Source organism: Marinobacter sp. (genome assembly GCF_033722735.1).
Lineage (GTDB): Bacteria > Pseudomonadota > Gammaproteobacteria > Pseudomonadales > Oleiphilaceae > Marinobacter.
Genome location: NZ_JAWVYN010000002.1, coordinates 195,023 through 220,334, shown reverse-complemented (window position 1 = coordinate 220,334; position 25,312 = coordinate 195,023). Strand labels below are relative to the sequence as shown.

20 protein-coding genes are annotated in these 25,312 nt (G+C 60.5%); 1 reads left to right on the top strand and 19 read right to left on the bottom strand.

Features of this window, described 5'->3' with window-relative positions:
* Positions 1 to 378 precede the first annotated feature (378 nt).
* On the top strand, positions 379 to 1,446 hold the full coding sequence (locus R3175_RS02815; protein ID WP_318942273.1) for a 3-deoxy-7-phosphoheptulonate synthase: 1,068 nt from the start codon (positions 379 to 381) through the stop codon (positions 1,444 to 1,446).
* A 62-nt stretch (positions 1,447 to 1,508) separates the two neighbouring features.
* Here R3175_RS02815 and cobA read toward each other — a convergent pair whose 3' ends face one another.
* The 19 genes from cobA to leuD form a co-directional block, all read right to left on the bottom strand.
* A complete protein-coding gene (gene cobA, locus R3175_RS02810; protein WP_318942271.1) occupies positions 1,509 to 2,297 on the bottom strand; it encodes a uroporphyrinogen-III C-methyltransferase in 789 nt (262 codons plus the stop codon).
* Between the two features lie 50 nt (positions 2,298 to 2,347).
* Complete coding sequence (gene serS / locus R3175_RS02805; RefSeq protein ID WP_318942270.1) at positions 2,348 to 3,622, bottom strand: serine--tRNA ligase; 1,275 nt, start codon at positions 3,620 to 3,622, stop codon at positions 2,348 to 2,350.
* Positions 3,623 to 3,770: 148 nt separating this feature from the next.
* Positions 3,771 to 5,117 carry a replication-associated recombination protein A gene (locus tag R3175_RS02800; RefSeq protein ID WP_318942268.1) on the bottom strand — a complete coding sequence of 449 codons (1,347 nt, stop codon included), beginning with the start codon at positions 5,115 to 5,117 and terminating at the stop codon, positions 3,771 to 3,773.
* Positions 5,117 to 5,764 carry an outer membrane lipoprotein chaperone LolA gene (gene lolA, locus R3175_RS02795; RefSeq protein WP_413231710.1) on the bottom strand — a complete coding sequence of 216 codons (648 nt, stop codon included), beginning with the start codon at positions 5,762 to 5,764 and terminating at the stop codon, positions 5,117 to 5,119. Before lolA ends, R3175_RS02800 begins: the two co-directional genes overlap by 1 nt.
* A gap of 10 nt (positions 5,765 to 5,774) precedes the next feature.
* On the bottom strand, positions 5,775 to 8,345 hold the full coding sequence (locus tag R3175_RS02790) for a DNA translocase FtsK (protein ID WP_318942265.1): 2,571 nt from the start codon (positions 8,343 to 8,345) through the stop codon (positions 5,775 to 5,777).
* A gap of 74 nt (positions 8,346 to 8,419) precedes the next feature.
* Entirely contained in the window at positions 8,420 to 9,643 is a 1,224-nt protein-coding gene (locus tag R3175_RS02785) for an O-succinylhomoserine sulfhydrylase (protein WP_318942262.1), read from the bottom strand.
* Between the two features lie 44 nt (positions 9,644 to 9,687).
* Positions 9,688 to 11,205, bottom strand: a complete 1,518-nt coding sequence (gene purF / locus R3175_RS02780) for an amidophosphoribosyltransferase (protein ID WP_318942261.1) — start codon at positions 11,203 to 11,205, stop codon at positions 9,688 to 9,690.
* A 35-nt stretch (positions 11,206 to 11,240) separates the two neighbouring features.
* Positions 11,241 to 11,786 (bottom strand): CvpA family protein, encoded by a 546-nt coding sequence (locus R3175_RS02775; RefSeq protein ID WP_318942260.1) that lies wholly within the window; start codon positions 11,784 to 11,786, stop codon positions 11,241 to 11,243.
* A 121-nt stretch (positions 11,787 to 11,907) separates the two neighbouring features.
* Positions 11,908 to 12,537, bottom strand: coding sequence for an SPOR domain-containing protein (locus R3175_RS02770; protein WP_318942259.1), 630 nt, complete (start codon positions 12,535 to 12,537; stop codon positions 11,908 to 11,910).
* A 160-nt stretch (positions 12,538 to 12,697) separates the two neighbouring features.
* A complete protein-coding gene (folC, locus tag R3175_RS02765; protein WP_318942258.1) occupies positions 12,698 to 13,999 on the bottom strand; it encodes a bifunctional tetrahydrofolate synthase/dihydrofolate synthase in 1,302 nt (433 codons plus the stop codon).
* Positions 13,983 to 14,909 carry an acetyl-CoA carboxylase, carboxyltransferase subunit beta gene (gene accD, locus R3175_RS02760; RefSeq protein WP_318942256.1) on the bottom strand — a complete coding sequence of 309 codons (927 nt, stop codon included), beginning with the start codon at positions 14,907 to 14,909 and terminating at the stop codon, positions 13,983 to 13,985. The genes folC and accD overlap by 17 nt, the downstream gene beginning before the upstream one ends.
* Before the next feature lie 46 nt (positions 14,910 to 14,955).
* Positions 14,956 to 15,768, bottom strand: a complete 813-nt coding sequence (gene trpA / locus R3175_RS02755; protein WP_318942255.1) for a tryptophan synthase subunit alpha — start codon at positions 15,766 to 15,768, stop codon at positions 14,956 to 14,958.
* A 66-nt stretch (positions 15,769 to 15,834) separates the two neighbouring features.
* The gene (trpB, locus tag R3175_RS02750; RefSeq protein ID WP_413231719.1) at positions 15,835 to 17,043 is read right to left on the bottom strand and encodes a tryptophan synthase subunit beta; all 1,209 of its coding nucleotides are present in this window, start codon (positions 17,041 to 17,043) and stop codon (positions 15,835 to 15,837) included.
* Positions 17,036 to 17,665, bottom strand: coding sequence for a phosphoribosylanthranilate isomerase (locus R3175_RS02745; RefSeq protein WP_318942250.1), 630 nt, complete (start codon positions 17,663 to 17,665; stop codon positions 17,036 to 17,038). The genes trpB and R3175_RS02745 overlap by 8 nt, the downstream gene beginning before the upstream one ends.
* Complete coding sequence (gene truA, locus R3175_RS02740; protein ID WP_318942248.1) at positions 17,662 to 18,567, bottom strand: tRNA pseudouridine(38-40) synthase TruA; 906 nt, start codon at positions 18,565 to 18,567, stop codon at positions 17,662 to 17,664. Before truA ends, R3175_RS02745 begins: the two co-directional genes overlap by 4 nt.
* A 140-nt stretch (positions 18,568 to 18,707) precedes the next feature.
* Complete coding sequence (locus R3175_RS02735; RefSeq protein WP_318942246.1) at positions 18,708 to 21,893, bottom strand: FimV/HubP family polar landmark protein; 3,186 nt, start codon at positions 21,891 to 21,893, stop codon at positions 18,708 to 18,710.
* Positions 21,894 to 22,279: 386 nt separating this feature from the next.
* The gene (asd, locus tag R3175_RS02730) at positions 22,280 to 23,395 is read right to left on the bottom strand and encodes an aspartate-semialdehyde dehydrogenase (protein WP_318942245.1); all 1,116 of its coding nucleotides are present in this window, start codon (positions 23,393 to 23,395) and stop codon (positions 22,280 to 22,282) included.
* Positions 23,396 to 23,572: 177 nt separating this feature from the next.
* The gene (gene leuB / locus R3175_RS02725) at positions 23,573 to 24,646 is read right to left on the bottom strand and encodes a 3-isopropylmalate dehydrogenase (protein ID WP_318942243.1); all 1,074 of its coding nucleotides are present in this window, start codon (positions 24,644 to 24,646) and stop codon (positions 23,573 to 23,575) included.
* A gap of 16 nt (positions 24,647 to 24,662) precedes the next feature.
* Entirely contained in the window at positions 24,663 to 25,310 is a 648-nt protein-coding gene (leuD, locus tag R3175_RS02720) for a 3-isopropylmalate dehydratase small subunit (protein WP_318942241.1), read from the bottom strand.
* Positions 25,311 to 25,312 lie beyond the last annotated feature (2 nt).

The following is a 25,312-nucleotide window of genomic DNA, read 5'->3' as shown; positions in this document are numbered from 1 at the left end:
CAGGTTCATTCCTTCTTGACATGGTTGCTTATCCCCTGGTTTCGCCCGGTATGTTTCGCTGTGACCAGCAAGCCTGACAACTCTTGGCAGAGGTTCGCGAACCCTGATCGTTACATTGCATCACGGCCGTCTCCAAGCGTCCAGTGGAGACACGTATCAGTTTGTGCCTGAACGGGTTTAAGCCATGAGGGATCGGCGGTTCAGCGCCCACACCAACGCCCTGGTTGCATTGCAAACCCTGGGTAAATAACGCAGTATATCTGACTCTCTGGTGCACGGAGGCTCGATGTTCTCCGGCCCGTAACACCATTTCAAGAAAAGGGGCCCGTGACGCGTGACCCAGCCCCATAGCAGACACGAATCGAGGATCTAAGCAGCATGTCCGGCATCAAGCTCGAGAACGTCAACGTCGCCAGCCAGGAAACGTTGATTACCCCTGAGGCGCTGAAAGCGGAAATGCCCCTGTCCGACCAGGCAGCGGCGACCGTCGAACGGGGACGTCAGGCGATTTATGACATTTTGGATGGCAAGGATCATCGCCTGTTTATCGTCGTCGGCCCCTGCTCCATTCACGATGTCAAGGCGGCTCGCGAGTATGCAGAAAAGCTCAAGGTCCTGGCCGATGAGGTGAGCGATACCCTGTTGATCGTCATGCGGGTTTACTTTGAGAAGCCGCGCACCACCGTTGGCTGGAAGGGCCTGATCAACGACCCTCACCTGGATGATACCTTCGACATCGAACAGGGGCTGCACATTGGTCGCCGCCTGCTGCTGGACATCGCTGAACTGGGCCTGCCGACGGCCACGGAGGCCCTGGACCCCATTTCTCCCCAATACCTGCAGGACACCATCTCCTGGTCCGCCATCGGGGCCCGCACCACCGAGTCCCAAACCCATCGCGAGATGAGTAGCGGCCTATCCATGGCGATTGGTTTCAAGAATGGAACCGATGGCAGTCTCGACGTAGCCATCAATGCCATGAAGTCGGTCTCTCACCCTCACAGCTTCCTGGGCATCAATCAGCAAGGTCAGGTGTCGATCATTCGTACCCAGGGCAATGCCTATGGCCACGTGGTGCTGCGGGGAGGCGGCGGCAAGCCCAACTACGATTCCGTCAGTGTCGCCTTGTGCGAGCAGGCGCTGGACAAGGCCGGACTGCGCAAGTCCATCATGGTGGACTGCAGCCATGCCAACTCCAACAAGGACCCCGGCCTGCAGCCTCTGGTTATGCAGGACATTGCCCACCAGATCCTGGAGGGCAACAAATCCATCCAGAGCCTGATGGTGGAAAGCCATCTCAACTGGGGCAACCAGTCCATTCCCGAGGACCTGTCCGAACTCAAGTACGGCGTGTCTGTTACCGACGCCTGCATCGACTGGGAAACCACAGAAAAAGCAATTCGCGAAATGCGCGACAAGCTGAAGGATGTCCTGCCAACCCGGTAATTAAAGCGTACAAGAAAGGGGGACAGCGCATCGCTGCCCCCCTTTCTTGTACGCGATCGTGGTCAGACTCCGATCCAGTCGAGTCTGGAACGCAACGCTACAACGTGGCCGATGATGATGATGGTCGGCGCCTGGACACCGCTCTCCCTCACCTTCTCAACAATATTGCCCAGCTCACCTACCACCACTTGCTGGTCCGGCGTTGTTCCCTTGGAGACCAGTGCCACCGGCATCGATTCATCCATACCGTGGGCAATCAGTTCGCGACTGATGATCGGCAGCCCCACCAAGCCCATGTAGAACACCAGGGTCTGGTTGCTCTGGACAAAGTCCTTCCAGGGCAGATCGCAGGTATCATTCTTGAGGTGGCCAGTGACGAAACGGACGGACTGAGCATAGTTCCGGTGCGTTAGCGGAATTCCCGAATAGGCGGCACATCCGGACGCCGCGGTAATGCCTGGCACCACCTGAAAGCGGACCCCGGCCTCGGCGAGGGTTTCGATTTCCTCGCCCCCACGGCCAAAGATGAAGGGGTCCCCTCCCTTCAGCCGGACCACCCGCTTGCCCGCCTGTGCCAGTTCCACCAGACGCTGGTTGATCTGCTCCTGCGGCAAGGTGTGGTCCGCCCGACGCTTGCCGACGTGGATCAACTCGGCCGATTCCGGGATCATGTCGATAATATCCTGGGAGACCAGCCGGTCATACAGCACCACCTCGGCGGAGGTGATGATGCGCCAGGCCTTGACCGTCAGCAGTTCGGGGTCACCGGGGCCTGCGCCAACGAGGAACACCTCACCGGCTGAGATATTGGGATTGTCCGTTACCGGGTTGGTCCGGTAACGGGGAAGCACTGATGCAGTGCGGACGCCCTTTTTTGGGCCGTCTTTTTTTCCATTTTGGTTCATTGGATCCTGTCGATGCCTCTCATGTACGGCTTGAGTACATCGGGAACCAGAATGCTGCCGTCCGCCTGCTGGTAGTTCTCCAGCACCGCAATCAGGGTACGGCCAACAGCAAGGCCGGAACCGTTCAAAGTATGAACGGGCTCGGGCTTACCGGTTTCCGGGTTACGCCAGCGTGCATGCATACGCCGTGCCTGAAAGTCGCGGGTGTTTGAACAGGAGGAGATTTCCCGGTATTTCCCCTGCCCCGGCAGCCAGACCTCCAGGTCATAGGTTCGTGCAGCGGAAAAGCCCATGTCCCCGCCGCAAAGCTCCACCACCCGATATGGCAGTTCCAGCAGTTGGAGTACCTTTTCGGCGTGGCCGGTCAGCGCCTCCAGCGCGGCGTCCGATTCCTCCGGTTTGACGACCTGCACCAGCTCCACCTTGTCAAACTGATGCTGACGGATCATCCCGCGGGTATCACGGCCGTAGGAGCCGGCCTCGCTGCGGAAACAGGGAGTGTGACACACCATGCGCAACGGCAGCTCAGAGGCATCCAGGATAGTGTTGCTGACCAGGTTGGTGGCCGGGACCTCTGCAGTGGGTATGAGGTACAGCGGATTCTCGCCGTCCATGCGAAACAGGTCTTCTTCAAATTTTGGCAGCTGGCCGGTGCCGAACAGGGTATTGGCGTTCACCAGGTAGGGAACGTAGGCCTCGGTATAACCATGCTCAGTGCTGTGCAGGTCCAGCATGAACTGGGCCAGAGCCCGGTGCAGCCGCGCTACCGGGCCGCGCATGACCGCGAAGCGGGAGTGAGCCAGCTTGCTGGCGGTCTCGAAATCCAGGCCGCCCAGGGCCTCGCCCAGCGACACGTGGTCCTGGGCCTCGAAATCGAATTCCCTCGGTGTGCCCCAGCGACGGATCTCCACATTGTCGTCTTCGGTCTCACCGGCCGGTACCGTCTCGTCCGGCACGTTGGGAATGCCAGCCAGGAAGTCGTTCAGCTGATCCTGCACGTCGCGGAGTTCCTCTTCGGCCTCGGAGCGCTGGCGCTTCAGGCTTTCTACTTCGTCCAGCAACGGCTGGATATCCTCACCCGCAGCTTTGGCTTTGCCGATGGACTTGGATCGCTTGTTCTGCTCGCTCTGCAGCGACTCGGTACGCACCTGGATCGAGCGGCGACGCTCTTCCAGTTGCTCAAAGGCCGACTGGTCAAATTCAAATCCCTTGACCGCCAGTTGACGGGCAATCTCTTCGGTCTGAGTGCGTACGCGTTTTGGATCGAGCATGATTATCCTGATTCTGGAGTATCTGTTTGATTGAACATGGCTTGGAAGCCGCTTCACCGTGACCGCATTATACCTGCGGGAGCGTCACTGAACACCGCCCTTTCCGCTACCGCTGACACATTCCGCAGTAGAAGTTTCCAGCGGGTAATTACGAACGGTTTGGGGAATAGCGCTGCCGGGGGCTGTTACGGTTCAGCTCGTCGAGCCGAGCCCGTTTCTCCGCCAGCTTGAGTTCCAGGCCGCGGGGGACCGGCTGGTAATAACGGCGACCATGAATGGCCTCCGGCAGGTAGGATTCCCCGGCAGCAAAGGCGTTCGGTTCATCATGGGCATAGCGGTATTCGTCGCCGTGCCCCAGCGACTTCAGCAGCTTGGTGGGGGCGTTGCGAAGGTGAACGGGCACCTCGTAATCCGGGTCGTCGCGAATGTCGGCCATGCATTGGTTAAACGCCCGGTACACCCCGATGCTTTTGGGGGACAGCGCCAGGTAGGTGACCGCCTGAGCCAGGGCCAGCTCGCCCTCCGGCGACCCCAGCCGTTCCTGGGCCTCCCATGCATCCAGCGAGAGGCGCAGCGCCCGTGGGTCGGCGTTACCAATGTCCTCACTGGCAATGCGCACCAGCCGCCGGGCCACATAGAGTGGATCGCATCCCCCCTCCAGCATTCGGCACAGCCAGTACAGGGCGCCGTCCGGGTCCGAGCCCCGAACCGACTTGTGCAAGGCGGAGATCTGGTCGTAAAACACGTCGCCGCCCTTGTCGAACCGACGCAGACTGGTTTGCAAAACCATCTCCAGGTTCTGCTGGGTGATGCGGGGCTTGCCGGACTCGTCCGGTTCCGCGAGATCGGTGCCAATCTCCAGAATGTTCAACGCCCGCCGGGCATCGCCTCCCGCCGCCCGGGCAATGAGCTGCAGAATCTCGTCGCTGACGGCAACCCGATTGTCGAGCCCGTTGGGCGAGGCCAGAACCCGGGTGAGCAATTGCAGGATTTCCGGTTCGGTCAACTGCTTGAGCACGTACACCCGGGTGCGGGACAGCAAGGCGCTGTTGAGCTCGAAGGACGGGTTTTCGGTGGTGGCACCCACGAAGATAAAGGTGCCATCCTCGATGTGGGGCAGAAAGGCATCCTGCTGGCTCTTGTTGAAGCGGTGCACCTCGTCGACAAACAGCAGCGTGCCACGACTCTCGGATTGTTTGCGCAACTTCGCACGGTCGACCACCGCGCGAATGTCCTTGACCCCGCTGAGCACGGCGGAGAGTGTCTCGAAACTCAAGCCACCCACATTGGCCAGCAGCCGGGCGAAAGTGGTCTTACCCACGCCGGGCGGCCCCCAGAGAATCATTGAATGGAGCTGTTCCTGCTCGATCGCTTTGCGCAGTGGCCTTCCCGGGCCAACCAGGTGAGCCTGTCCCACATAGTCGTCCAGCGACTCCGGGCGCATACGAGCGGCCAGGGGCTCGAAGCCGGTTTCAGCAAACAGACTGTCCTGCATCAGGCTCCGTCCTGAATGACGTCGACGTCATCCGGGTACTCCAGGGTAAAGGCCGAGTCCATCAATTCCTCATTGAGCCGGATCTGATCGAAACTGAGAATGCTGAGCTGAGCCAGCGAATCTTTCATCCGCATTTCCTGCAATTCTCCCTGGTAGAAAGACAGGCGCAGTGACACAAACAGAGAGTCCGAATTACGGGGAACCAGGGTAAACTCACGGGTCTCCTCGCCCAGTCGGCGGGTGGTCACTTCATAGTTGTCCGCCAGGTTTTCAACTTCACCACTGAGCAACAGGGCAGGCGTACTCGAGGCGCGGTCATCCAGGGTATGGATGGTTACCTGGGCCAGGTCCGGGTCATACACCGAGACCCGCTCGCCGTCACTGACGATGAATTGAGCCAGGGGCTGGCTGGTTTCCCAGTAGAACAGGCCGGGGCGCTTGGCCTTGAGCTTGCCGCGGGTCTCCTGCACCTGGCCACCGTTTTCGTCGACCAGAATCTGAATGAAACGAGCCTGGTAGGTGCGATACCCCTGAAGGGTCTCAGCCAGCGCCTCGGCGGGCGATGCCTCGGACTGGGCAAGGACAGGCGTCGCCATCCAGCCGATCACCAGCGCCATCAGGCCGACCAATACCTTGCAATACTTCATCTATGCTCTCCTAATCTCTCGGTGGGGGCGGTGCCAGCACTTCCCGGGCTCCGTTATGGCCCGCGGGGCTGACGACACCGGAGGCCTCCATGGCCTCCACCAGATTGGCTGCCCGGTTGTAACCAATCTTGAACTTTCGCTGGACCGAGGAAATCGAGACCCGACGCCCCTCGGTCACGAAGGCAACCGCTTCGTCGAAGAGTGCATCGCCCTCGCTGTCGCCCCCGCCTTCGTTGAGGGTCGGCACGCCCGGAAGGTTCTCCCCCTCGGCCCCGTTGAGGACGTCGTCCACGTATACCGGCTCACCGCGGGCTTTCCAGGCGTTGACCACGCGATGGACTTCGTCGTCGTCGACAAAGGCGCCATGGACTCGCACCGGCAACCCGGTCCCCGGCGGCAAATAGAGCATGTCACCGTGGCCCAGCAACTGTTCCGCACCGCCCTGGTCCAAAACCGTGCGGGAGTCGATCTTGGATGAGACCTGGAACGAGATGCGGGTGGGAATGTTGGCCTTGATCAACCCGGTGATGACATCCACCGACGGCCGCTGGGTAGCCAGGATCAGGTGAATCCCGGCGGCACGGGCCTTTTGGGCGATTCGGGCGATGAGTTCCTCAACCTTCTTGCCGACAATCATCATCATGTCGGCAAACTCGTCGATCACCACCACGATAAACGGCAGGGTATCCAGCTCCGGCCGTTCCTGCTCTTCGTTGTTCAGGTATTCATCCGGCTGCCAGAGGGGATCCAGCAACGGCTCCCCGGCCTCCCGAGCTTCCCTGACCTTGCGGTTGTAACCGGCGATGTTCCGCACCCCCAGGTTCGCCATCAGCCGGTAGCGACGCTCCATCTCGGCCACACACCAGCGCAACCCGTTGGCGGCTTCCTTCATATCGGTGACCACCGGCGCCAGCAGATGCGGGATACCGTCGTAGATGCTCAGTTCCAGCATCTTGGGATCCACCATGATGAAGCGGACCTCTTCCGGTGTGGCCTTCAACAACATGCTGATCAACATGGCGTTAACACCGACCGACTTACCGGAACCGGTGGTACCCGCCACCAGCAGGTGCGGCATCTTTGCCAGGTTGGCCACCATCGGATTGCCGCCGATGTCGTTGCCCAAGGCCAGGGTCAACGCCGAACTGGATTCCTCAAACACCGGCGCACCGAGCACCTCGCTCAGACGGACCATTTCCCGGGTTTCGTTGGGTATCTCGATCCCGATCACCGACTTGCCGGGGATCACCTCCACCACCCGCACGCTCAACACCGCCAGGGAACGGGCCAAGTCCTTGGCCAGGTTGGAAATCTTGCTGACCTTCACACCCGGCGCCGGTTTGATCTCGAACCGTGTAATGACCGGCCCCGGGTTCACCTCGACCACCTCCACCGACACGCCGAAATCCGCCAGCTTCTCTTCCAGCAACCGGGACATATGCTCCAGGGATTCTTCGGAATAGCCCTTCTCCTGGTGCTCCTCAGGGGGGTCCAGGAGAGAAATCGGCGGAATGGGACTCTCGATGTCCTCAAACAGCGTGGGCTGCTTGCCGGAGTCCTTCGGCTGGGCCTTGTCTTCCCGCTTGAACGGCGAGATTTTAAGCGACTTCGACGGCTTGGCGTCCTGCTTGGGCGAGTCCGCCGGCTTGGCCCTGGCGGGTTTCGCCCTGGCCTGCGGCTCCGGCTCCCGGGAGGTGAAGCTTTCGATCCGGGCCGGCTCATCCGGAATGGCCGGCAGGGAATCGCCAATTGCGGGCTCCCTGCGCTCTATTGGCGAGTCAACGACCTCGTCCTTTCCTGGCGTGGGTCCCAACAGCGGCAGCTTATGCCACCAGCGTACGGACGCTTCCTTGTGTTGCTCGTCCACCCGGTCCTTCAGGGTGGGCGGCTCCGGTTCCGGACGGGTCGGCGACGGCGTTTCATCGCCGCTCTCCAGCAGGCGTGCCTGGATCGATGCCCAGCACCACTCATAACCCCGCAACGTGAGTCCACCCACCTGATCCATCAACCAGAACCAGGACAGGCCGGTGGTGACCGTCAGCGCAAACAGGAAGATAGCGACCAGCAACAGGGTGGAGGCAGGCAGGTTGAAGAACTGTACCATGGCGTCCGACACAGCCACCCCCATCACCCCACCGGAGGAAGCACTCAGTCCAAACAGGGAATACAACGACAACAGACTGGTCGCCGAGAGCAGAATCAACGCGAAGCCCCCGAACCGGACCATGAACAGGGGCCAGTGCAGGTCCAGGGAATCATTCCGCCGGCGGATCAGCATGATGGCGTACCCGGCCACCATGGTCGGAAACAGAAAGGCGACGTAGCCAAAGAAATCCATCAGCAGACTGGCCAGCCAGGCACCGGTCCGGCCTGCGGCGTTGCTGACGTCTGTCTGGTGGCCAATGCTGGCCCAGCCCGGGTCGTTGGGGCTGAACGTAATCAACGCCATGAACAGGTAAATCGCCAGCACGACCAGGGCGATGACCGCCCCTTCCCGGGCGCCCTGCCCCACCAACTTGCGAAAACGCTGCTGCTTTTCAGTGAGTTCCGGAGACTTCTGTGCTTTTTTTGGCTCTGCCATGAAAACTCTGACGGTTCCTGTCTGAATGCTCGCGGACTGGCACCTTGCCGGGGCCGGGTGGCTCCGGGCTGGGTTCAGCCCTTGAGGGCGTCCAATCCACGGGAGAGGTCTTTCTTCAAGTCCTCAATGGACTCAATGCCGACCGATACGCGGATAAGGTTTTCGGTGATGCCAGCCTTTGCTTTGTCCTCCGGCGACAAACGCCCATGAGTGGTGGTCGCCGGATGGGTGATCGTGGTCTTGACATCGCCCAGGTTGGCGGTGATGGAGATCATCCGCGTGGCGTCGATAAACGCCCAGGCAGCCTCGCGTCCACCGCGAACCCGGAACGACAGAACACCCCCGAACCCACTCTGTTGGCGGGCTGCCAACTCATACTGGGGATGCTGCTTGAGCCCGGCGTAGAATACCTGCTCCACGTCCTCCTGCTGCTCCAGCCACGTCGCCAACTCTAACGCATTCTCGCAGTGGGCACGCATACGAATTGGTAACGTTTCCAAACCCTTGAGGAAAACCCAGGCGTTGAACGGGCTCAGGGTGGGTCCGGCCGAGCGGAGGAAGCCGTAGACCTCCTCCATCAGGGCGTTAGAGCCCACGACCACGCCGCCGATGCAGCGCCCCTGGCCATCCAGGTACTTGGTGGCGGAATGGATCACCACGTCGGCGCCGAACGCCAGCGGTCGCTGCAGCACCGGGGTACAGAAGCAGTTATCCACCACCAGCAACGCGTCAACCGACTTGGCCAGCGTCGACAGCGCCGACAGGTCGGCAACCTCGCACAGGGGGTTGGAGGGCGTTTCGAGAAACAGCATGCGGGTGTTGTCCTGCAGGGCACCCTGCCATTCGTCGAGGTCCGTCAGGCTGACGAAGGTGATTTCAACACCGAACTTGGCCAGGTATTTTTGCAGCAGCACGTTGGTGGTGCCGAACACCCCCCGGGAACAGACCACATGATCCCCGCCCTGGAGCAGTGCCATGCAGGTGCTCAGGATGGCGGCCATGCCGGAGGCGGTCGCAACCGCCCGCTCACCGCCTTCCATCGCGGCAATACGGGCCTCGAAGGCCTGGACCGTGGGGTTGGTGAAACGGGAATAGATGTTACCCGGCTCGTCGCCCCCAAACCGCGCCGCAGCCTGTGCGGCACTGCCATAGACAAAGCTGGAGGTGGGAAAGATCGGATCGCTGTGCTCCAATTGGGCCGTCCGGAGCTGCCCCGCCCGAACTGCCAGGGTGTCCACGGACATGCCTTCCAGATCAGACTCCGGAATGAAGGCGTGCTCTTCACGGCGCTGGGTCATAAGCAGTTCCTCACAGTTCGCTGGCGTGCCTGCACGGCCAGGGATTAGTCGTCGTCGTTGTGCAGATCGATGATGGCGTTGTCCATGTTGGTGCCTTTCGAGGACTTGCTCTTGTCACTGCGCAAGGCTTCGATTCGGTCGAGGTAGGCACGATCGACATCCCCGGTGATGTAGTTGCCATCGAACACGGAGCACTCCCAGGATTCGATCTCGGGATTGACATCGTTGACGCAGGTAATGAGGTCGTCCAGGTCCTGGTAGACCAGCCAGTCGGCACCGATGATCTTGCAGATTTCATCCACGCTCTTGTCGTGCGCGATCAACTCGCTCGCCGACGGCATGTCGATACCATACACGTTCGGGTAACGGACGGGGGGCGCGGCAGAGGCAAAATAGACATTCTTCGCCCCGGCATCCCGGGCCATTTGAACGATTTCCTGGCAAGTGGTGCCCCGGACAATGGAATCGTCCACCAGCATGACGTTCTTGCCGCGGAACTCCAGGTCGATCGGATTGAGTTTCTGGCGGACCGATTTCTTTCGCATTTTCTGGCCAGGCATGATGAACGTGCGGCCAATGTAACGATTCTTGATGAAGCCTTCGCGGAATTTCACCCCCAGGCGATGGGCCATCTGCATGGCCGACGTCCGGCTGGTGTCGGGAATCGGGATCACCACGTCGATATCGTGGTCGGGACGCTCCCGCAGCACCTTGTCCGCCAGGGTTTCCCCCATCCGCAGCCGTGCCTTGTAGACCGACACCTTATCCATGATGGAATCCGGGCGGGCGAAGTACACGTGCTCAAAGATGCAGGGGATCAGGTGGGACTGGTCCGCACACTGTTGCGTGTACAGGGTACCGTCGGTCTCGATGTACACCGCTTCACCCGGCGCAATGTCCCGTACCAGGGTGAAACCGGCCGCACTAAGCGCCACGCTCTCGGAGGCGATCATGTACTCCCGCCCCTCCTCGGTCTCTCTTACCCCGTAACAGGCCGGTCGAATACCATTGGGGTCGCGGAAGCCCACGATGCCGTACCCGGTCACCATGGCGATCACCGCATAGGCCCCCTTGCAGCGTTTGTGCACGGCCTTGACCGCCGCGAAGATTTCATCCTTGGTCGGGGTCAACTTGCCCAGCTTTTGCAGCTCGTGGGCAAACACGTTAAGCAGCACTTCGGAATCGGAGTTGGTGTTGATGTGACGCAGGTCGGTGCGGAACAGGTCCCGGCTGAGGTCGTCGGCGTTGGTCAGGTTGCCGTTATGGGCCAGCGTAATACCGTAGGGGCTGTTGACATAGAACGGTTGCGCCTCCGCGGAGCTGGAACTGCCGGCTGTGGGATAACGCACGTGACCGATGCCGACATTGCCCACCAGCCGCCGCATGTGCCGGGTGCGGAATACGTCGCGCACCAGCCCGTTGTCCTTGCGCAGGAAAAACCGGTCATCCTGGTAGGTGACAATGCCCGCTGCGTCCTGGCCCCGGTGCTGTAAAACCGTCAACGCATCATACAGCGTTTGGTTGACGTTTGAGGTGCTGACTATACCGACAATTCCACACATGGATAGGATCTACTCCGAAGCGTTAAAGCTGAATGTTAGCGGTGTGCTGCCGCAGGTTCCACAAAGGTTTCTGACTGTTCCTCAGCCGGTTCCAGAAACTGGGCAAACTCATCCCCCAGCGTCCGTCTCGACCAATCCTCAACGACCGACAGGCGGTCGATCATGATGGAGGTCTGCCACCAGGTATCATTGGCAAGCGGAGTGTAGCGGGTAAAGGCGATGGCAACGATGACCACCACCGCCCCACGCAGCAATCCGAATGCCATTCCCAGCACCCGATCTGTCGCCGTTAATCCGGTTGCATGGATCAAATGCGCAATCATGTTGTTTATGATCGCACCAACGATCAGCGTTGCAAAAAACAATATCGCAAACGCAGCAATCAGCCTGACCAACGGCGTTTCCACCGTGCTCTCAAGAAGGGACTGCATCTGGGGATGGAAGGTGCGGGCAATGATGAAAGCGCCCACCCAGGTAACCAACGACAGGGCTTCTTTGACAAAACCGCGCTTGAGACTGATGAGAGTAGAGACAGCTATCAGGGTAATGATTACCCAGTCGATCCAGATCAGCGCGTCCATGAAATCGGTACAAGAAGGCTCTGTAAAAAATGGAAGCGCAAATTCTATCAGGAATCCCCCCCACACCAAACTCTAAATGGGTGTGGGGAGTGAATCAGGGTGTGCCTAGCGGCCCTTGACACTAGTCGTTGGAGGTTACCAGGCTGTTGAGCCCAAATTTGGCATCAAGCTGCTGTTTGGCCTTTTCGGCATCGACCTTCTGTACAAACGGCCCGGAAAACACTCGGGTCAGGGTGGTATCGCCGCGGGTGATTTGCTGAAGATGGGAACCGTAGCCCATTTCTCGCACGTTGTCCCGCAACCGGCGGGCGTTATCGGCATTGCCGAAGCTGCCCAATTGCACCACCCAGGCACCTTCCAGCGAGCGTGAGTAGTCTTCCTGGACCACCGGCTCCGGAGCGGGTTCAGGCTCTGGCGCGGGCTCCGGAGCAACGGCTTCCGGCTGGGGTTCCGGTTCCGGCCGCGCGGTTTCAACCGGGACGGGCTGCGTGGCGGATTGCTCTGGCCCCTGCGGCTGTGGTGCAGGCAGCGCGTTTGCTGCCGGGCCCAGCTCTTCTTCGATATGGTATGACGGCGTTTCCACCGTGACCGGCTCCGGCATCTCGACTTCCGGGAACGGTGGCTCCTCTGGCAGGTTGATGACTCGCGAAGAGCGCTCGGAATGGGGCTCATCAAACAGCATCGGTACAAAGATGACGGCCAGAGATACCAGCACCAGCGCACCAATGACCCGTTGTTTCAGTCCATCCACGATGTTTAATCCCCTGTCTGTAGAATGTCGGCCAGATTTACCGGAGATACTAACCGGGCCTTGACGAGAACTCAAAATGAGCGCGGGAACATGACTGTTTTTTAAGGCAGACCGCGCCAGGACGCTGCCCAAGCACCAGCCAGGGCCACAACCGGGCCGCTCATTGGCCCCGTACCGCCAACCGGGCTTCCGCCACAGTAAAGAAGGAACCGAAGGCAATGATCAGATCCTGCTCGGCTGCCTGCTCACGCGCAACGGCGACCGCCTTGGTCACCGAGTCCATTACCGTTGCCGGTGCCCCGCCTGTGGCGGACTCGAAGCGCGACCGAAGCTCACCGGCCGATACGCCCCTGGGACACGACAGCCCCGACAAGTACCAGCGGTCGACCACGGGTTCCAGGGCGTGGATGACGCCAACAGTGTCTTTGTCCTCAAGGCAGGCGTAGATTGCGCGTACCTTACCTCCCCGCTGTTTCAGTCTGGCAAGCCGAGCGGCAAGCCAGGCTGCCGCGTGGGGGTTATGGCCAACGTCCACATACACATCGGGCGAGTCGGCCAGCTTTTCGAAACGGCCGGGCAACCGGACCCTCGTCAGCGCATCCTGAATCACCTCGCCGTCGAGACCCGGCTCCAGCATCCAGGCTGCAATGACCGCTGCGGCGACACTTTGCTGAGGCAGGGGGATGTCAGGCAGGATCAGGGAGCGGTCGAGCGAGGAACAGCGCAGGGTGACAACACCGTCCGCGTCTTCAAGCTGGTAGTCGGCGCCCAACCGTAGCAGCGGTACATTCTGGGCGGAGACCTGCTGAAGCACCGACTTGGGTGGCGAGAGATCCGCATAAACTGCAGGCTTTCCGGGTCTGAGTATACCCGCTTTTTCGAATCCGATGACGTCCCGGTCGTCCCCCAGAAAGGCAACATGGTCGATATCAACCGAGGTGATCATGGCCAGGTCGGCATCCATCACGTTAACCGCATCCAGCCGTCCACCCAACCCCACTTCCAACACCCAGTCCTCAACTCCGGCCTGGGCCATGGCGACAAAGGCTGCCAGGGTGCCGAACTCGAAGTAGGTCAGGCTGACATTGCCCCGGGCCTGCTCAACACGCTCGAAAGCCTCGACCATCGCCCCGTCGGAGATGGGGTGGCCATCGATGGTGACCCGTTCGTTGTAGCGATGGAGATGGGGGGAGGTGTAGGTGCCTACATGCCGGCCGGCCTGCTTCAGTATCTGCGCGACACAGGCCACGGCACTGCCCTTGCCGTTGGTTCCGGCGACGGTAATGATGCGCCCCCTGGGCGGCCGCCGGAAGAGTCGTCGATGAACCGTGAGCACCCGATCCAGGCCGAGGTCGATTTCGGTGGGGTGGATGGCTTCAAGGTAGCTCAGCCAACGGTTCAGGCTTGCGCCCGCGCCCGGGGCGGCCTGGCGCGGGGAAGAAGGCTCAGGATGTTTCGACATTCGTGTCGGGCTTCTCGCTCACGTCAAACTCGATGTCCGCATCTGGTTCCGGTCGCGGCTGATTGGTAAACTTGGCCAGTGTCGCCGCAATCCGGTCCCGCATCTGATGCCGGTGAACAATCATGTCGATGGCGCCATGCTCCAGCAGAAACTCACTGCGCTGGAACCCCTCGGGCAACTTCTCCCGCACGGTCTGTTCGATGACCCGGGGACCGGCAAAACCGATCAGAGCATTGGGTTCGGCAATGTTCAGGTCGCCGAGCATCGCCAAGCTGGCAGACACTCCACCGAATACCGGATCGGTCAACACGGAAATGTAGGGAATCCCCTGCTCTTTCATTTTCTCCAGGACCGCGGCGGTTTTGGCCATCTGCATCAGCGACAGGATGGCTTCCTGCATTCGCGCACCACCACTGGCGGAGAAGCAAACCAGTGGAATACGCTCTTCGAGACAGACATTGGCGGCCTGGACGAACTTCTCGCCCACCACCTGCCCCATGGAGCCCCCGAGGAAATTGAACTCAAAGGCGCAGGCCACCAGCGGAAGACCCTGGGTCTTACCGCGCATGGCGATCAGGGCGTCTTTTTCGCCGGTGACTTTCTGGTTATGGGCCAGCCGCTCCTTGTACCGCTTGCTGTCCTTGAATTTGAGACGGTCCCAGGGTTCCAGCTCAGCGCCAATCTCGGTGCGCCCGTCCGGGTCGAGGAAGATATCCAGCCGCCGGCGGGCCGACACGCGCAGGTGATGCTCACATTTCGGGCAGACTTCAAGATTCTTGTCCAGTTCCGGCTTGTACAGGAACGCGCCACACTTCGGGCACTTCTTCCAGAGCCCCTCCGGTACACCGGTACGCTGCTTGGATTCCGAGCGGATCTTGCTCGGCATAATCTTGTCCAGCCAGTTACTCATGATGTCATCCTGTCCTTCGATGCCTGCCTGCCCCAAGCCTCCTCAATCAGGAAGCCAGGTCATCCAGTGCGCTACGCATGGGTTTCAACAGATCCTCGAGCGCACGCTTCAATTGCTCGGGATCCTCCTGATTCCTGGCTATTGTATCGACCAGCACACTACCGACAATTACACCATCGGATACCTGGCCAACGGCTGCGGCCGTTTCCGCGTCACGAATGCCGAACCCGACTCCCACCGGCAAGGCAGTGAGTTGGTGAATGTGCTGCACCTTCTCCGCCACTTCATCCACGTTGATTCGCGCCGCGCCGGTAACGCCCTTGAATGAAACATAGTACACATAACCGGAAGAATGCTCGCTGATCGCGCGAATCCGGTCATCGGTGGTGGTTGGCGCCAGCAGGAAGATCGGATCCAACTGGCGGGCCGCAAACAGTGGCGCCACGTCATCCGCCTCTTCCGGCGGCAAATCGACGGTCAGAATCCCGTCCACCCCGGCGTCGGCCGCCGCGTCCGCAAAGGCCTCATACCCCATGGCTTCCATGGGATTGAGGTACCCCATCAGAACGACGGGGGTCGCATCGTCCCGCTCCCTGAATTGCTTGATCATGGCGATAACCTGGCGCAGGGAGGTGCCGTGCACCAGTGCGCGCTCGCAAGCCAGCTGGATCACCGGCCCATCGGCCATAGGGTCGGAAAACGGCACACCCAGTTCGATGATATCGGCACCGGCCGCAACCAGCGTGTGCATCAGCTCAACGGTCTGGTCGGGGTGGGGATCACCGGCAGTGATGTATGGGATCAGCGCCTTGCGGCCCTGCCCTTTCAGGGTTTTGAGCACACCCTCAATACGGCTCATGGAAGCTCCTTGACTCAGTCAACTCATCCGAGCGGGCGGATGGGGCAAATTCGATGAATGGCGATATCAGACCTCAATGCCATCGAGCTTTGCGATGGTGTGGATGTCCTTGTCGCCACGACCGGACACATTGATGATGACCACCTGATCCTTTTCCATGGCGGCCGCCAGCTTGGTGCCATAGGCCACCGCATGGGAGGATTCCAGCGCCGGCATGATACCTTCCACCCGGGTCAATTGGCGGAACCCATCGAGCGCCTCGTCGTCGGTCACGGAAACATAATTGGCCCGCCCCACGTCCTTCAACCAACTGTGTTCCGGGCCAACACCGGGATAATCCAGGCCGGCACTGACCGAATGGGTGGCGGAAATCTGACCGTTCTCATCCTCCATCAGATAAGTGCGGTTGCCATGCAGGACACCGGGACGCCCGGCACACAGCGGCGCCGCATGCTGGCCAGATTCGAGACCGTAGCCACCAGCTTCCACGCCGTACATGGCCACACTCTCATCGGTCAGGAACGGATAGAACAGGCCGATGGCATTGGACCCGCCACCGACACAGGCCACCAACGCATCCGGCAATTTGCCCGCCTGCTGAAGACTTTGTTCTCGAGCCTCGCGACCGATGACACACTGAAAATCCCGGACCAACAGTGGATAGGGATGCGGACCGGCCACGGTACCGATGATGTAGAAGGTGTCGTCCACGTGGGTCACCCAGTCCCGCATGGCCTCGTTCATGGCATCCTTGAGGGTGCGGGTACCACTCTCCACGGCATGCACCTCGGCGCCCAACAGCTTCATGCGATAAACATTCAGCGCCTGACGCTGTACATCCTCGGCGCCCATGAACACGTGGCATTCCAGGCCCAGCCGTGCGCATACGGTGGCGGTTGCCACGCCATGCTGCCCAGCGCCGGTTTCCGCGATGACCCGCTTCTTGCCCAGGAAACTCGCCAGCAACGCCTGGCCGATGGTGTTGTTAACCTTGTGGGCCCCGGTGTGGTTCAGGTCTTCACGCTTGAGCCAGATTTGCGCCCCTCCGGTCTCACGGGTCAGCCGCTCGGCAAAGTACAGCGGGCTGGGCCGGCCCACATATTCCGCCAGATCCTTGTCGAACTTGGCCTGGAACTCGGGATCCTGCTTGAGCCGGAGGTACTCCTTCTCCAGGGTCATCAGGGAGTCCATCAGCGTCTCGGAGACGAAACGACCGCCATAGGCGCCAAAGTGCCCCCGGGTGTCCGGCAATGTGCTCAGCAACTCTTTAGTCAGTTTGGTTGACACGGTGAACCTCGTTTATGAATGCGGTAATCCTGGAAAGATCTTTTTCGCCCTTGCGGACTTCAACACCACCGCTGACATCGACCGCCCAGGGTTCAACCTCGGCTACGGCGCGGGCTACGTTATCAGAGTTCAGGCCACCGGCCAATATAACCGGCAGGGGACGCTTACTGGGGATCATGCCCCAGTCGAAGGATTTGCCGGTGCCGCCATAGAGCTGGGGATCGTAGGCGTCCACCAGCAGTCCGGCAGCCCTGGCGTAGTCGTCGAAGGCGGCTGCAATATCCGCTTCGCGCTGCACGCGAACCGCCTTGATCCAGCGCCGGTCGAACTGATCGCAGAAACCGGCGGATTCGTCGCCATGGAATTGCAGCAGGTCGAGCGGCACTTGCTCCAGCACCCTTCGCACGTCTTCGGCCGAAGGATTGACAAACAGCCCAACCACCGAAACAAACGCCGGGATGGACCGGGCAATCCGTTGAGCCGTGTCGAGGTCGACCGCACGGGGGCTGGGGCCGTAGAACACCAGGCCAATGGCATCGGCGCCAGCCGCGCAGGCCGCTCGGGCATCTTCGCTGCGGGTGATACCGCAAATCTTGATCCGGGTCTTCATTCCGACGAATCCGTTTTGTGGTGCACTTTGCTCATGGGCCGAGGATGGTTTTCGTCGCTGGTGAACCAGGGCCGCACAAAGCCCGGTCCCGCCATCCCCAACGGCACACCCGCCCCCTCCGGATACCCCACATCCACCAGGTACAGTCCAAAAGGTGGCGCGGTAACGCCGGCCAGCCGTCGGTCCTTGGCGATCAGGATGTCGTGGATCCACGACTCCTCCTGCTCGCCACTGCCTACCGCCATCAGGGCGCCGGCGATGTTTCTGACCATGTGATGCAGAAAGGCATTTGCCTGTACGTCTATGATGACATAATCGCCCCGACGCCGGACCTCGATAAACTCCAGATAACGGTTTGGTGACCTGGATTGACAGCCTGCGGCCCGAAAAGCGGAGAAATCATGTTCCCCCACAAGGACTTGAGCGGCGCGGTGCATCGCCTCGGCATCCAGCGGGCGAAAGGTCCAGCTCACCTGGCGACGCATGATTCCGGGCCGTACCGGGCCGTTATAGATGATGTACCGGTAGCGGCGGTAGATGGCGGAGAAGCGTGCGTGGAAGTCCGGCGCTACATTGCCCGCCCAGTGAACCGCAATATCAAAGGGCAGCGCGGTATTCACCCCCATCACCCAGGATCGCAGGGTACGTACCGACGAAGTGTGAAAATGGATCACCTGGTAGCTGGCGTGGACGCCCGCATCGGTTCTGCCGGCGCAGACCAGCTCAACGGGATGGGCAGCCACCTTCTGGACGGCCCGAGCCAGCTCGCCCTGAACCGATCTCACACCGGACTTCTGGTACTGCCAGCCGTGAAAGGCCTCGCCATCGTATTCAAACACCATGGCAACTCGACCGTTGCCGATGGCGTTATCGGTTGTCAATGCAGGAGGATCTATAAACAAGGGTCATTCCGAGACGATATGAATCCAACCGGTCACCGCCAGGCCCCTGGGCCCCGCCCGGTAACGCAAAACGCCGACCCGGTCGGGACTGAGCCCTTCCAGTGGCCGGCGCTTTGGCTAAGAAGCGGTATTATAACCGATCAGGACAGCGTTTTAAGCAGATCCTGTGCCTCCGCCTTTTGCTGGTCGTCACCCTCGATGGCAACCTCCTCCAGTATGTCCCGAGCACCGTCGGCATCGCCCATCTCGATGTAGGCTCGGGCAAGATCCAGTTTTGTCGCCGCTTCATCGGTGCCGGCCAGGAAATCAAAATCGTCGTCGTCCCCCAGGTCAGACTCGTCGATGTCCTGGTACCCGGCCTTCTCGGCCTCAACCGGTTCTTCGGCTTCCGGCTCAGGGGCAAGCTCGTCCGCAGTGGGAATCTCCTCCTCCAGGCTCGGCACTTGCTCCGGTTCGGCCTGCGACTGAGTTTCCGGTTCCGAGTCAGACAGCTCGTCCAGGGAGAGATCATCAATATCCAACTCGACGTCCCCCTCGGCCGTCTCTTCTTTTGGTTCCACCTCACCGAGGTCCGCAGCCTGTTCGATCAGCGCCAGATCTTCGTCAGAGACGTCCAGTTCCAGATCCTCAAGCCCTTCCTCGGCCAACTCTTCGCTCAGATCCTCACCTTCCTCACCGGCCACCTTGTCAAGTTCGGCATCGAGTTCATCCAGGAAGGATTCATCGAGGGACCCCAGCCCTTCCTCCTGAACCGGGGCGAGTTCTGCCGGTGCCTCCCCTTGCTCGGGCTCTGACAGCTCCTCATCCAGATCCAGTGACGCAAAGTCGTCTTCCAGGGACTCTCCTTCCTCTGCGGATTCGGCGCTGTCCGCAGGCTCAACCTCCAGTGTCTCGTCGAGGTCCCCCAGGTCCATGTCAAATTCCACTTCCTGCTCGGCACCGCTCTCTTCGAGCTCAAATTCCGCGCCCAGCTCCTCCAGTTCAGACGACTCGGCCTGCTCTGGCTGGGCATCTTCGGCCTCTGATGCGTGGTCAGCCACACCAGGCACCGGCTTTTCCTCATCGAGCCCGAGATCGGACAGATCAAACTCGATCGCCTCGTCTTTGGCGCCTTCCGCCGCTTCCGTGCTTTCCAGCTCGCCCGCTTGGTCGAGATCAAACTCGGCAAACGCCTCGTCCATATCCTCCTCGACGGGGGCGGGTTCAGCCGTTCCTTGCGCCTCAGCCGGTTCTTCCGGTGCTTCCGCGGAGAAGGAGTCCGACATCAACTCCGATTCCAGGTCATCGATGCTGGGCATCTCCTCAGCTTCATCCAGTCGGGCGCGCAGGGCATGGGCCTCGGCAATCGCGGCATTGTCTTCCAGCGCCTCGAGCTCGCCGAACTGCTTGTCGAAAGACGAACGATTCTGGGCATCGGCGTAGACGCCGAGCAACTTCACCCGCAGGTCAGAACGGCTTGGCTCCCGGGAAATCGCCGCTTCCAGCGACTGGGCCGCCTGGTCCAGGCGACCATAGGCAATGTAGGTGTCAGCCTCGGCGAGCGGGTCCACTTCTTCCTCATCCGGTTCGGCGGACGTGGCCTTCAGCGCTATAGAGTCGTCATCGGACTCGTCAGCCCCACCCTCGGCTTCCAGTTGGGCGTAAAATTCCTGTTCTTTGTTGGCGTTGCGGCGGGCAACCAGCAACAGCAACAACAGCAATACGATCAGACCACCGCCCAGTCCGACCTGATACATCGGATTGCGCATGATCAAGTCAATGATGTTGGCTGGGAAGCCCTTCTCTTCAACTTCCGGCGCGGGTTGAGCCTGAACCGGCTGATCCCGGGCCTCCGAAGGCGCAGGCGCCTCCGGAGCCGGAGCCATCACGTCAGCCCCGGATTCCAGCGCAGGCGCCTGGGCTTGAGCCATGGCATCCGGCTCGCCAGCATCCACCGCCGTCGATTCATCCACTTCTGCACCATCTTCCGCTGCCATGGTGTCGCCATCGGCAGCCAACCCGGCTTCGGGCTCCTCAGGAGCCAAACCCTGGTCCGCTGCCTCTTCTGCAGACGGTTCACCAGTCAGCGCCGCCACGTCAGCGTCCTCCGCTGCGGAATCCGGAGTCTCTGGGGACGGGGCAACTGCGTCGGCAGCCATGCCCCCTTCGGTAACCGGTTGGCCGGGTTCGGCCTGATCCGCGGCCGTTAGCCCCTGCTCCATCTCTGCCAACTGGGAGTTCTTCAGTTCAAGCAGGCGCTGGAGTGTTTCAACTTGCGCCTGAAGGTCCTCGACCCGGCCGCTGAGCTCTTCATTCTCCCGACGGGCACTTTCCAGCTCCTCCATGGCGACTGCCGTGCCGGCATCTACCCCGCCGGCCAGCTGGCTATCGCCGCCGGCTGAGCCGCCGTCTTCCGCACTGCGCTCACCCTGGTCATCCGCAACCAGCAGTTTGAGCTCGTCGGTGCCAGCGGCCTCGGTTGGCTCCGCCGCATCGGGCGCCAGCTCGACGTCTCTGGCATCTACTGTGCGCTCCGGCCGGCTGGCGAGGGCCTCATTCTGAGCGGTAACCTGCTGATTCGCCTCGGCGCGGGTCCGGGACTGGATCTGTTCCAGAGTGGGCACACGCAAGATCTGACCACGCTTGAGGCGATTGATATTGCCACCCATGAACGCATCGGGGTTCAGGTCCTGAATGGCGAGCATGACCTGTTGGTGGGTAACGGAGGTGCTGGGCCTTACTTGGGAGGCAATGCTCCAGAGCGTATCGGAGGCCCCGGTGGGGCCATAGCTGTCAACGGCCTGACGAGGCTGGGAAGGCGCAGGCGCCGAAGGCACCTCACGCTCCGGAGCCTGCTGGGTTACCGGCGCAGCCGGCTCGGGTACTGGTTGCGATGGAGCTGCTGTCTGCGGCGCGCTCACCTGTTCCGTCAGACCGGACTCTTCGGCATACACCGGAGGATCCACCAGGACCGCGTATTCGCGCATCAACCGGCCATTGGGCCAGGTCACTTCCAGCAGGAAATTGAGGTACGGTTCCTTTACCGGCTCCGAGGTGCTGACATTCACCATCAGGTTGCCATCAGGCGCAGTGACCACATTGAACTGGAGCTTGCTCAGGAAGAAGCTGCGATCGATACCGACTTGCCGGAAGGCGTCATTCGGCGCCAGGTTTACAAAAACCTCGCTGGGGCTGACACCAGCGCTACTACTCAGTGAAATGTCGGCTTCCAGGGGTTCGTTCAGATAGGACTGGAGCTCAATCTCTCCAAGTCCCAGCGCCTGTGCGACGCCAGAGCCGAGCCCACCCGCCAACGCCAGGGCAACCGCAAGCTTGCGTACCTTCATGCTTTTTCCTTTCCAGTCTCCGTTATTCTTTACTGCTTTCTTTAAACAGAATCGGACGAGGTTGGATGACTATCGTCAAGAATACGTCTAGTTATTATTGCTTTCAGGAATCGATTATTGGGGCAAGTATTGTTGATAACTCGTGTTTTATCAATCAATCAGCCACATTCGTTCCACCACTTTTTTAGCTCTACGGCGGAACCCGCTGTTACCTCATGGCCAGCAGAGGGCATATCAACGCCAGTCTAGCCCAGGCAGCACGCCACGTGAACCAGCAATCCCTGAAAATAACAGGGGCGGAGACTGAAATCAGCCTCCGCCCCTGTCCAGATTCCGGAAACCGGACACAGTTGGCATTACATCACACCGACCGTGCCCTTACCGGCTTAGCGCTCCTGCAGAATCCGCAGCATCCGGCGAAGCGGCTCCGCCGCACCCCAGAGCAACTGATCGCCCACGGTGAACGCTGAAATATATTCCGGCCCCATGGCCAGCTTGCGAATCCGTCCCACGGGAATGCTCAGAGTACCGGTCACCTTGGCCGGGGTGAGCTCCTCCATGGTCGCATCGCGATCGTTGGGAATCACCTCGACCCAGTCATTGGCCTTGGCCAGGATCGACTCGATTTCGTCAACGGGCAGATCCTTGCGCAGCTTGATGGTCAGCGCCTGACTGTGGGATCGCATGGCGCCAATACGCACACAAATGCCATCGATGGGAATCGGGTTATCGCTGCGACCAAGGATCTTGTTGGTTTCGCTCTGGGCTTTCCACTCTTCCTTGCTCTGACCGTTATCGAGCTGCTTGTCGATGAACGGAATCAGGCTGCCGCCCAGCGGCACTCCGAAATGGTCGGTGGGAAAGCTGTCCGAGCGCATGGTCTCGGTGACCTTGCGGTCGATGTCCAGGATGGCGGAAGACGGATCCGCCAGCAGGTCCGCCACGCCGTCACGCAGTTCGCCCATCTGGGACAGCAACTCCCGCATGTTCTGGGCACCGGCACCGGAGGCAGCCTGATAGGTCATCGGGGACACCCATTCGATCAGGTCCTGCTCGAGCAGGCCGCCAAGGGCCAGCATCATCAGGCTGACGGTGCAGTTGCCGCCGATGAAGTCTTTAACGCCCTTATCAAGGGCCTCGTCGATCACGCCCCGGTTAACCGGGTCGAGGACAATGACCGAGTGGTCCGCCATCCGCAGGGTGGATGCGGCATCGATCCAGTAACCGTTCCAACCGCTGTCCCGCAGACGCTGGAACACTTCCTGGGTGTAATCGCCACCCTGACAGGTCACGATCACATCCATCTGCTTCAGGGCATCAATGTCAAACGCGTCCTGCAGAGGCGGCACGCCCTCTTTGCCGACATCCGGGGCCGGCTTACCGGTTTGGGAGGTGGAGAAAAACACCGGTTCGATATCGGCGAAATCGTTTTCTTCACGCATGCGCTGCATGAGCACGGAGCCAACCATGCCACGCCAGCCTACAAGTCCAACTCGCTTCATGTGCGACCTTTGAACCTCATTTTATGCCCGCCCTTACCCGTATCGCCGGCAAGGACAGGATGGATGATCCCGCGGCAACAGCGTCTTGTTGCCGTCGGGTTCTGATGGGAGCGCCTACAATCGCCCTCTCCACCCGCAACACTGAAGGCGAACGGAGAGTCGGGCCTCCCTATTGACTTAAAGTACGGCCAGTACGGCTTCACCCATGTCCCGGGTGGAGACCTGCTGACGGCCTTCCGACATGATGTCTGCGGTGCGCAGCCCCTGGTCCAGGACCTTGCTCACCGCCGCTTCGATGGCCTCGGCCGCCTCGTCTTCCTGCAGACTGTACCGCAGCATCATCGCCGCCGACAGGATGGTCGCCAGCGGATTGGCGACTCCCTGACCAGCAATGTCGGGCGCCGAGCCGTGACAGGGCTCGTACATGCCCTGCTTGTCAGCGTTCAGCGAGGCGGATGGCAACATGCCGATGGAGCCGGTGAGCATGGCCGCTTCGTCAGAAAGGATATCACCAAACATGTTGCCGGTCACAATGACGTCAAACTGCTTGGGCGCCTTCACCAACTGCATGGCGGCATTGTCGACGTACATGTGACTGAGTTCCACGTCTGGGTATTCCTTGGCCAGATCGTTCATGATCTCCCGCCACAACACGGTCACTTCCAATACGTTGGCCTTGTCCACCGAGCACAGCTTGCCATTACGTTGTTGTGCCGCTTCGAAGGCCACCCGCCCGATCCGACGGATCTCCGATTCGGAGTAAACGTAGGTGTTGTAGCCCTGGCGCTCGCCGTTGTCCAGCTCACGCACGCCCCGCGGCTGACCGAAGTAGATACCGCCGGTAAGTTCGCGGACGATCATGATATCCAGGCCGGAAACGACTTCCGGCTTCAGGGAAGAGGCCGAAGCGAGTTGCGGGTAAAGGATCGCCGGACGCAGGTTAGCAAACAGCTCCAGGTTGGAACGCAACCCCAACAGCCCTTTCTCGGGCCGCCTGGCCATTTCCAGATCATCCCACTTGGGCCCACCCACGGCGCCCAGCAAAATGGCATCGGCCTGGCGGGCCTTGCTCAGGGTCTCGTCCGGCAGGGGCACACCGGTTGCGTCAATTGCGGCACCGCCCACCAGGGCGGACTCGAACGCCAGCCCCAGGCCGAACTTGTCATTGACACGATGCAGGACCTTCTCCGCCTCGGCCACAATTTCCGGTCCAATGCCGTCACCCGGCAGCAGCAATACAGATTTGCTCATCTTCAATCCTTTTTGGTCAGTGTCCAGCATCAAACAGCCAGGGCGCGCTCTGGCGACGCTTGGCTTCGTAGGCTTTGATCAATTCGGCATCTTCCAGGGTCACGCCAATATCGTCGAGACCGTTGAGCAGGCAGTGACGACGGAAATCGTCCACCTCGAAATCGAACGACTCGCCGCCCGGAGTGGTCACCGTTTTGTTCTCCAGGTCCACCTTGAGCTGGTAGCCCTCCTGCGCTTCGGTCTCCCGAAACAGCTGGTCAACCTCTTCTTCTTTTAAAACAATCGGTAACAAGCCATTTTTAAAGCAGTTGTTGTAGAAGATGTCGGCGAAGCTCGGGGCAATAATGACCCGGAAGCCAAAGTCATCCAGCGCCCAAGGGGCATGCTCCCGGCTGGAGCCACAGCCGAAGTTGCTCCGCGCCAGCAAGACGCTGGCGTTCTGGTAACGGGGCTGGTTCAACACGAAGTCCGGGTTGAGCGGACGCTGGGAGCAGTCCTGGTCCGGTTTACCCTCATCGAGGTAGCGCAGTTCATCAAACAGGTTGGGACCAAAGCCACTGCGTTTGATGGACTTGAGAAACTGCTTGGGAATGATCATGTCCGTGTCCACATTGGAACGGTCCATGGGGGCAACAATCCCCTGGTGTTGCGTAAATGCGCGCATGG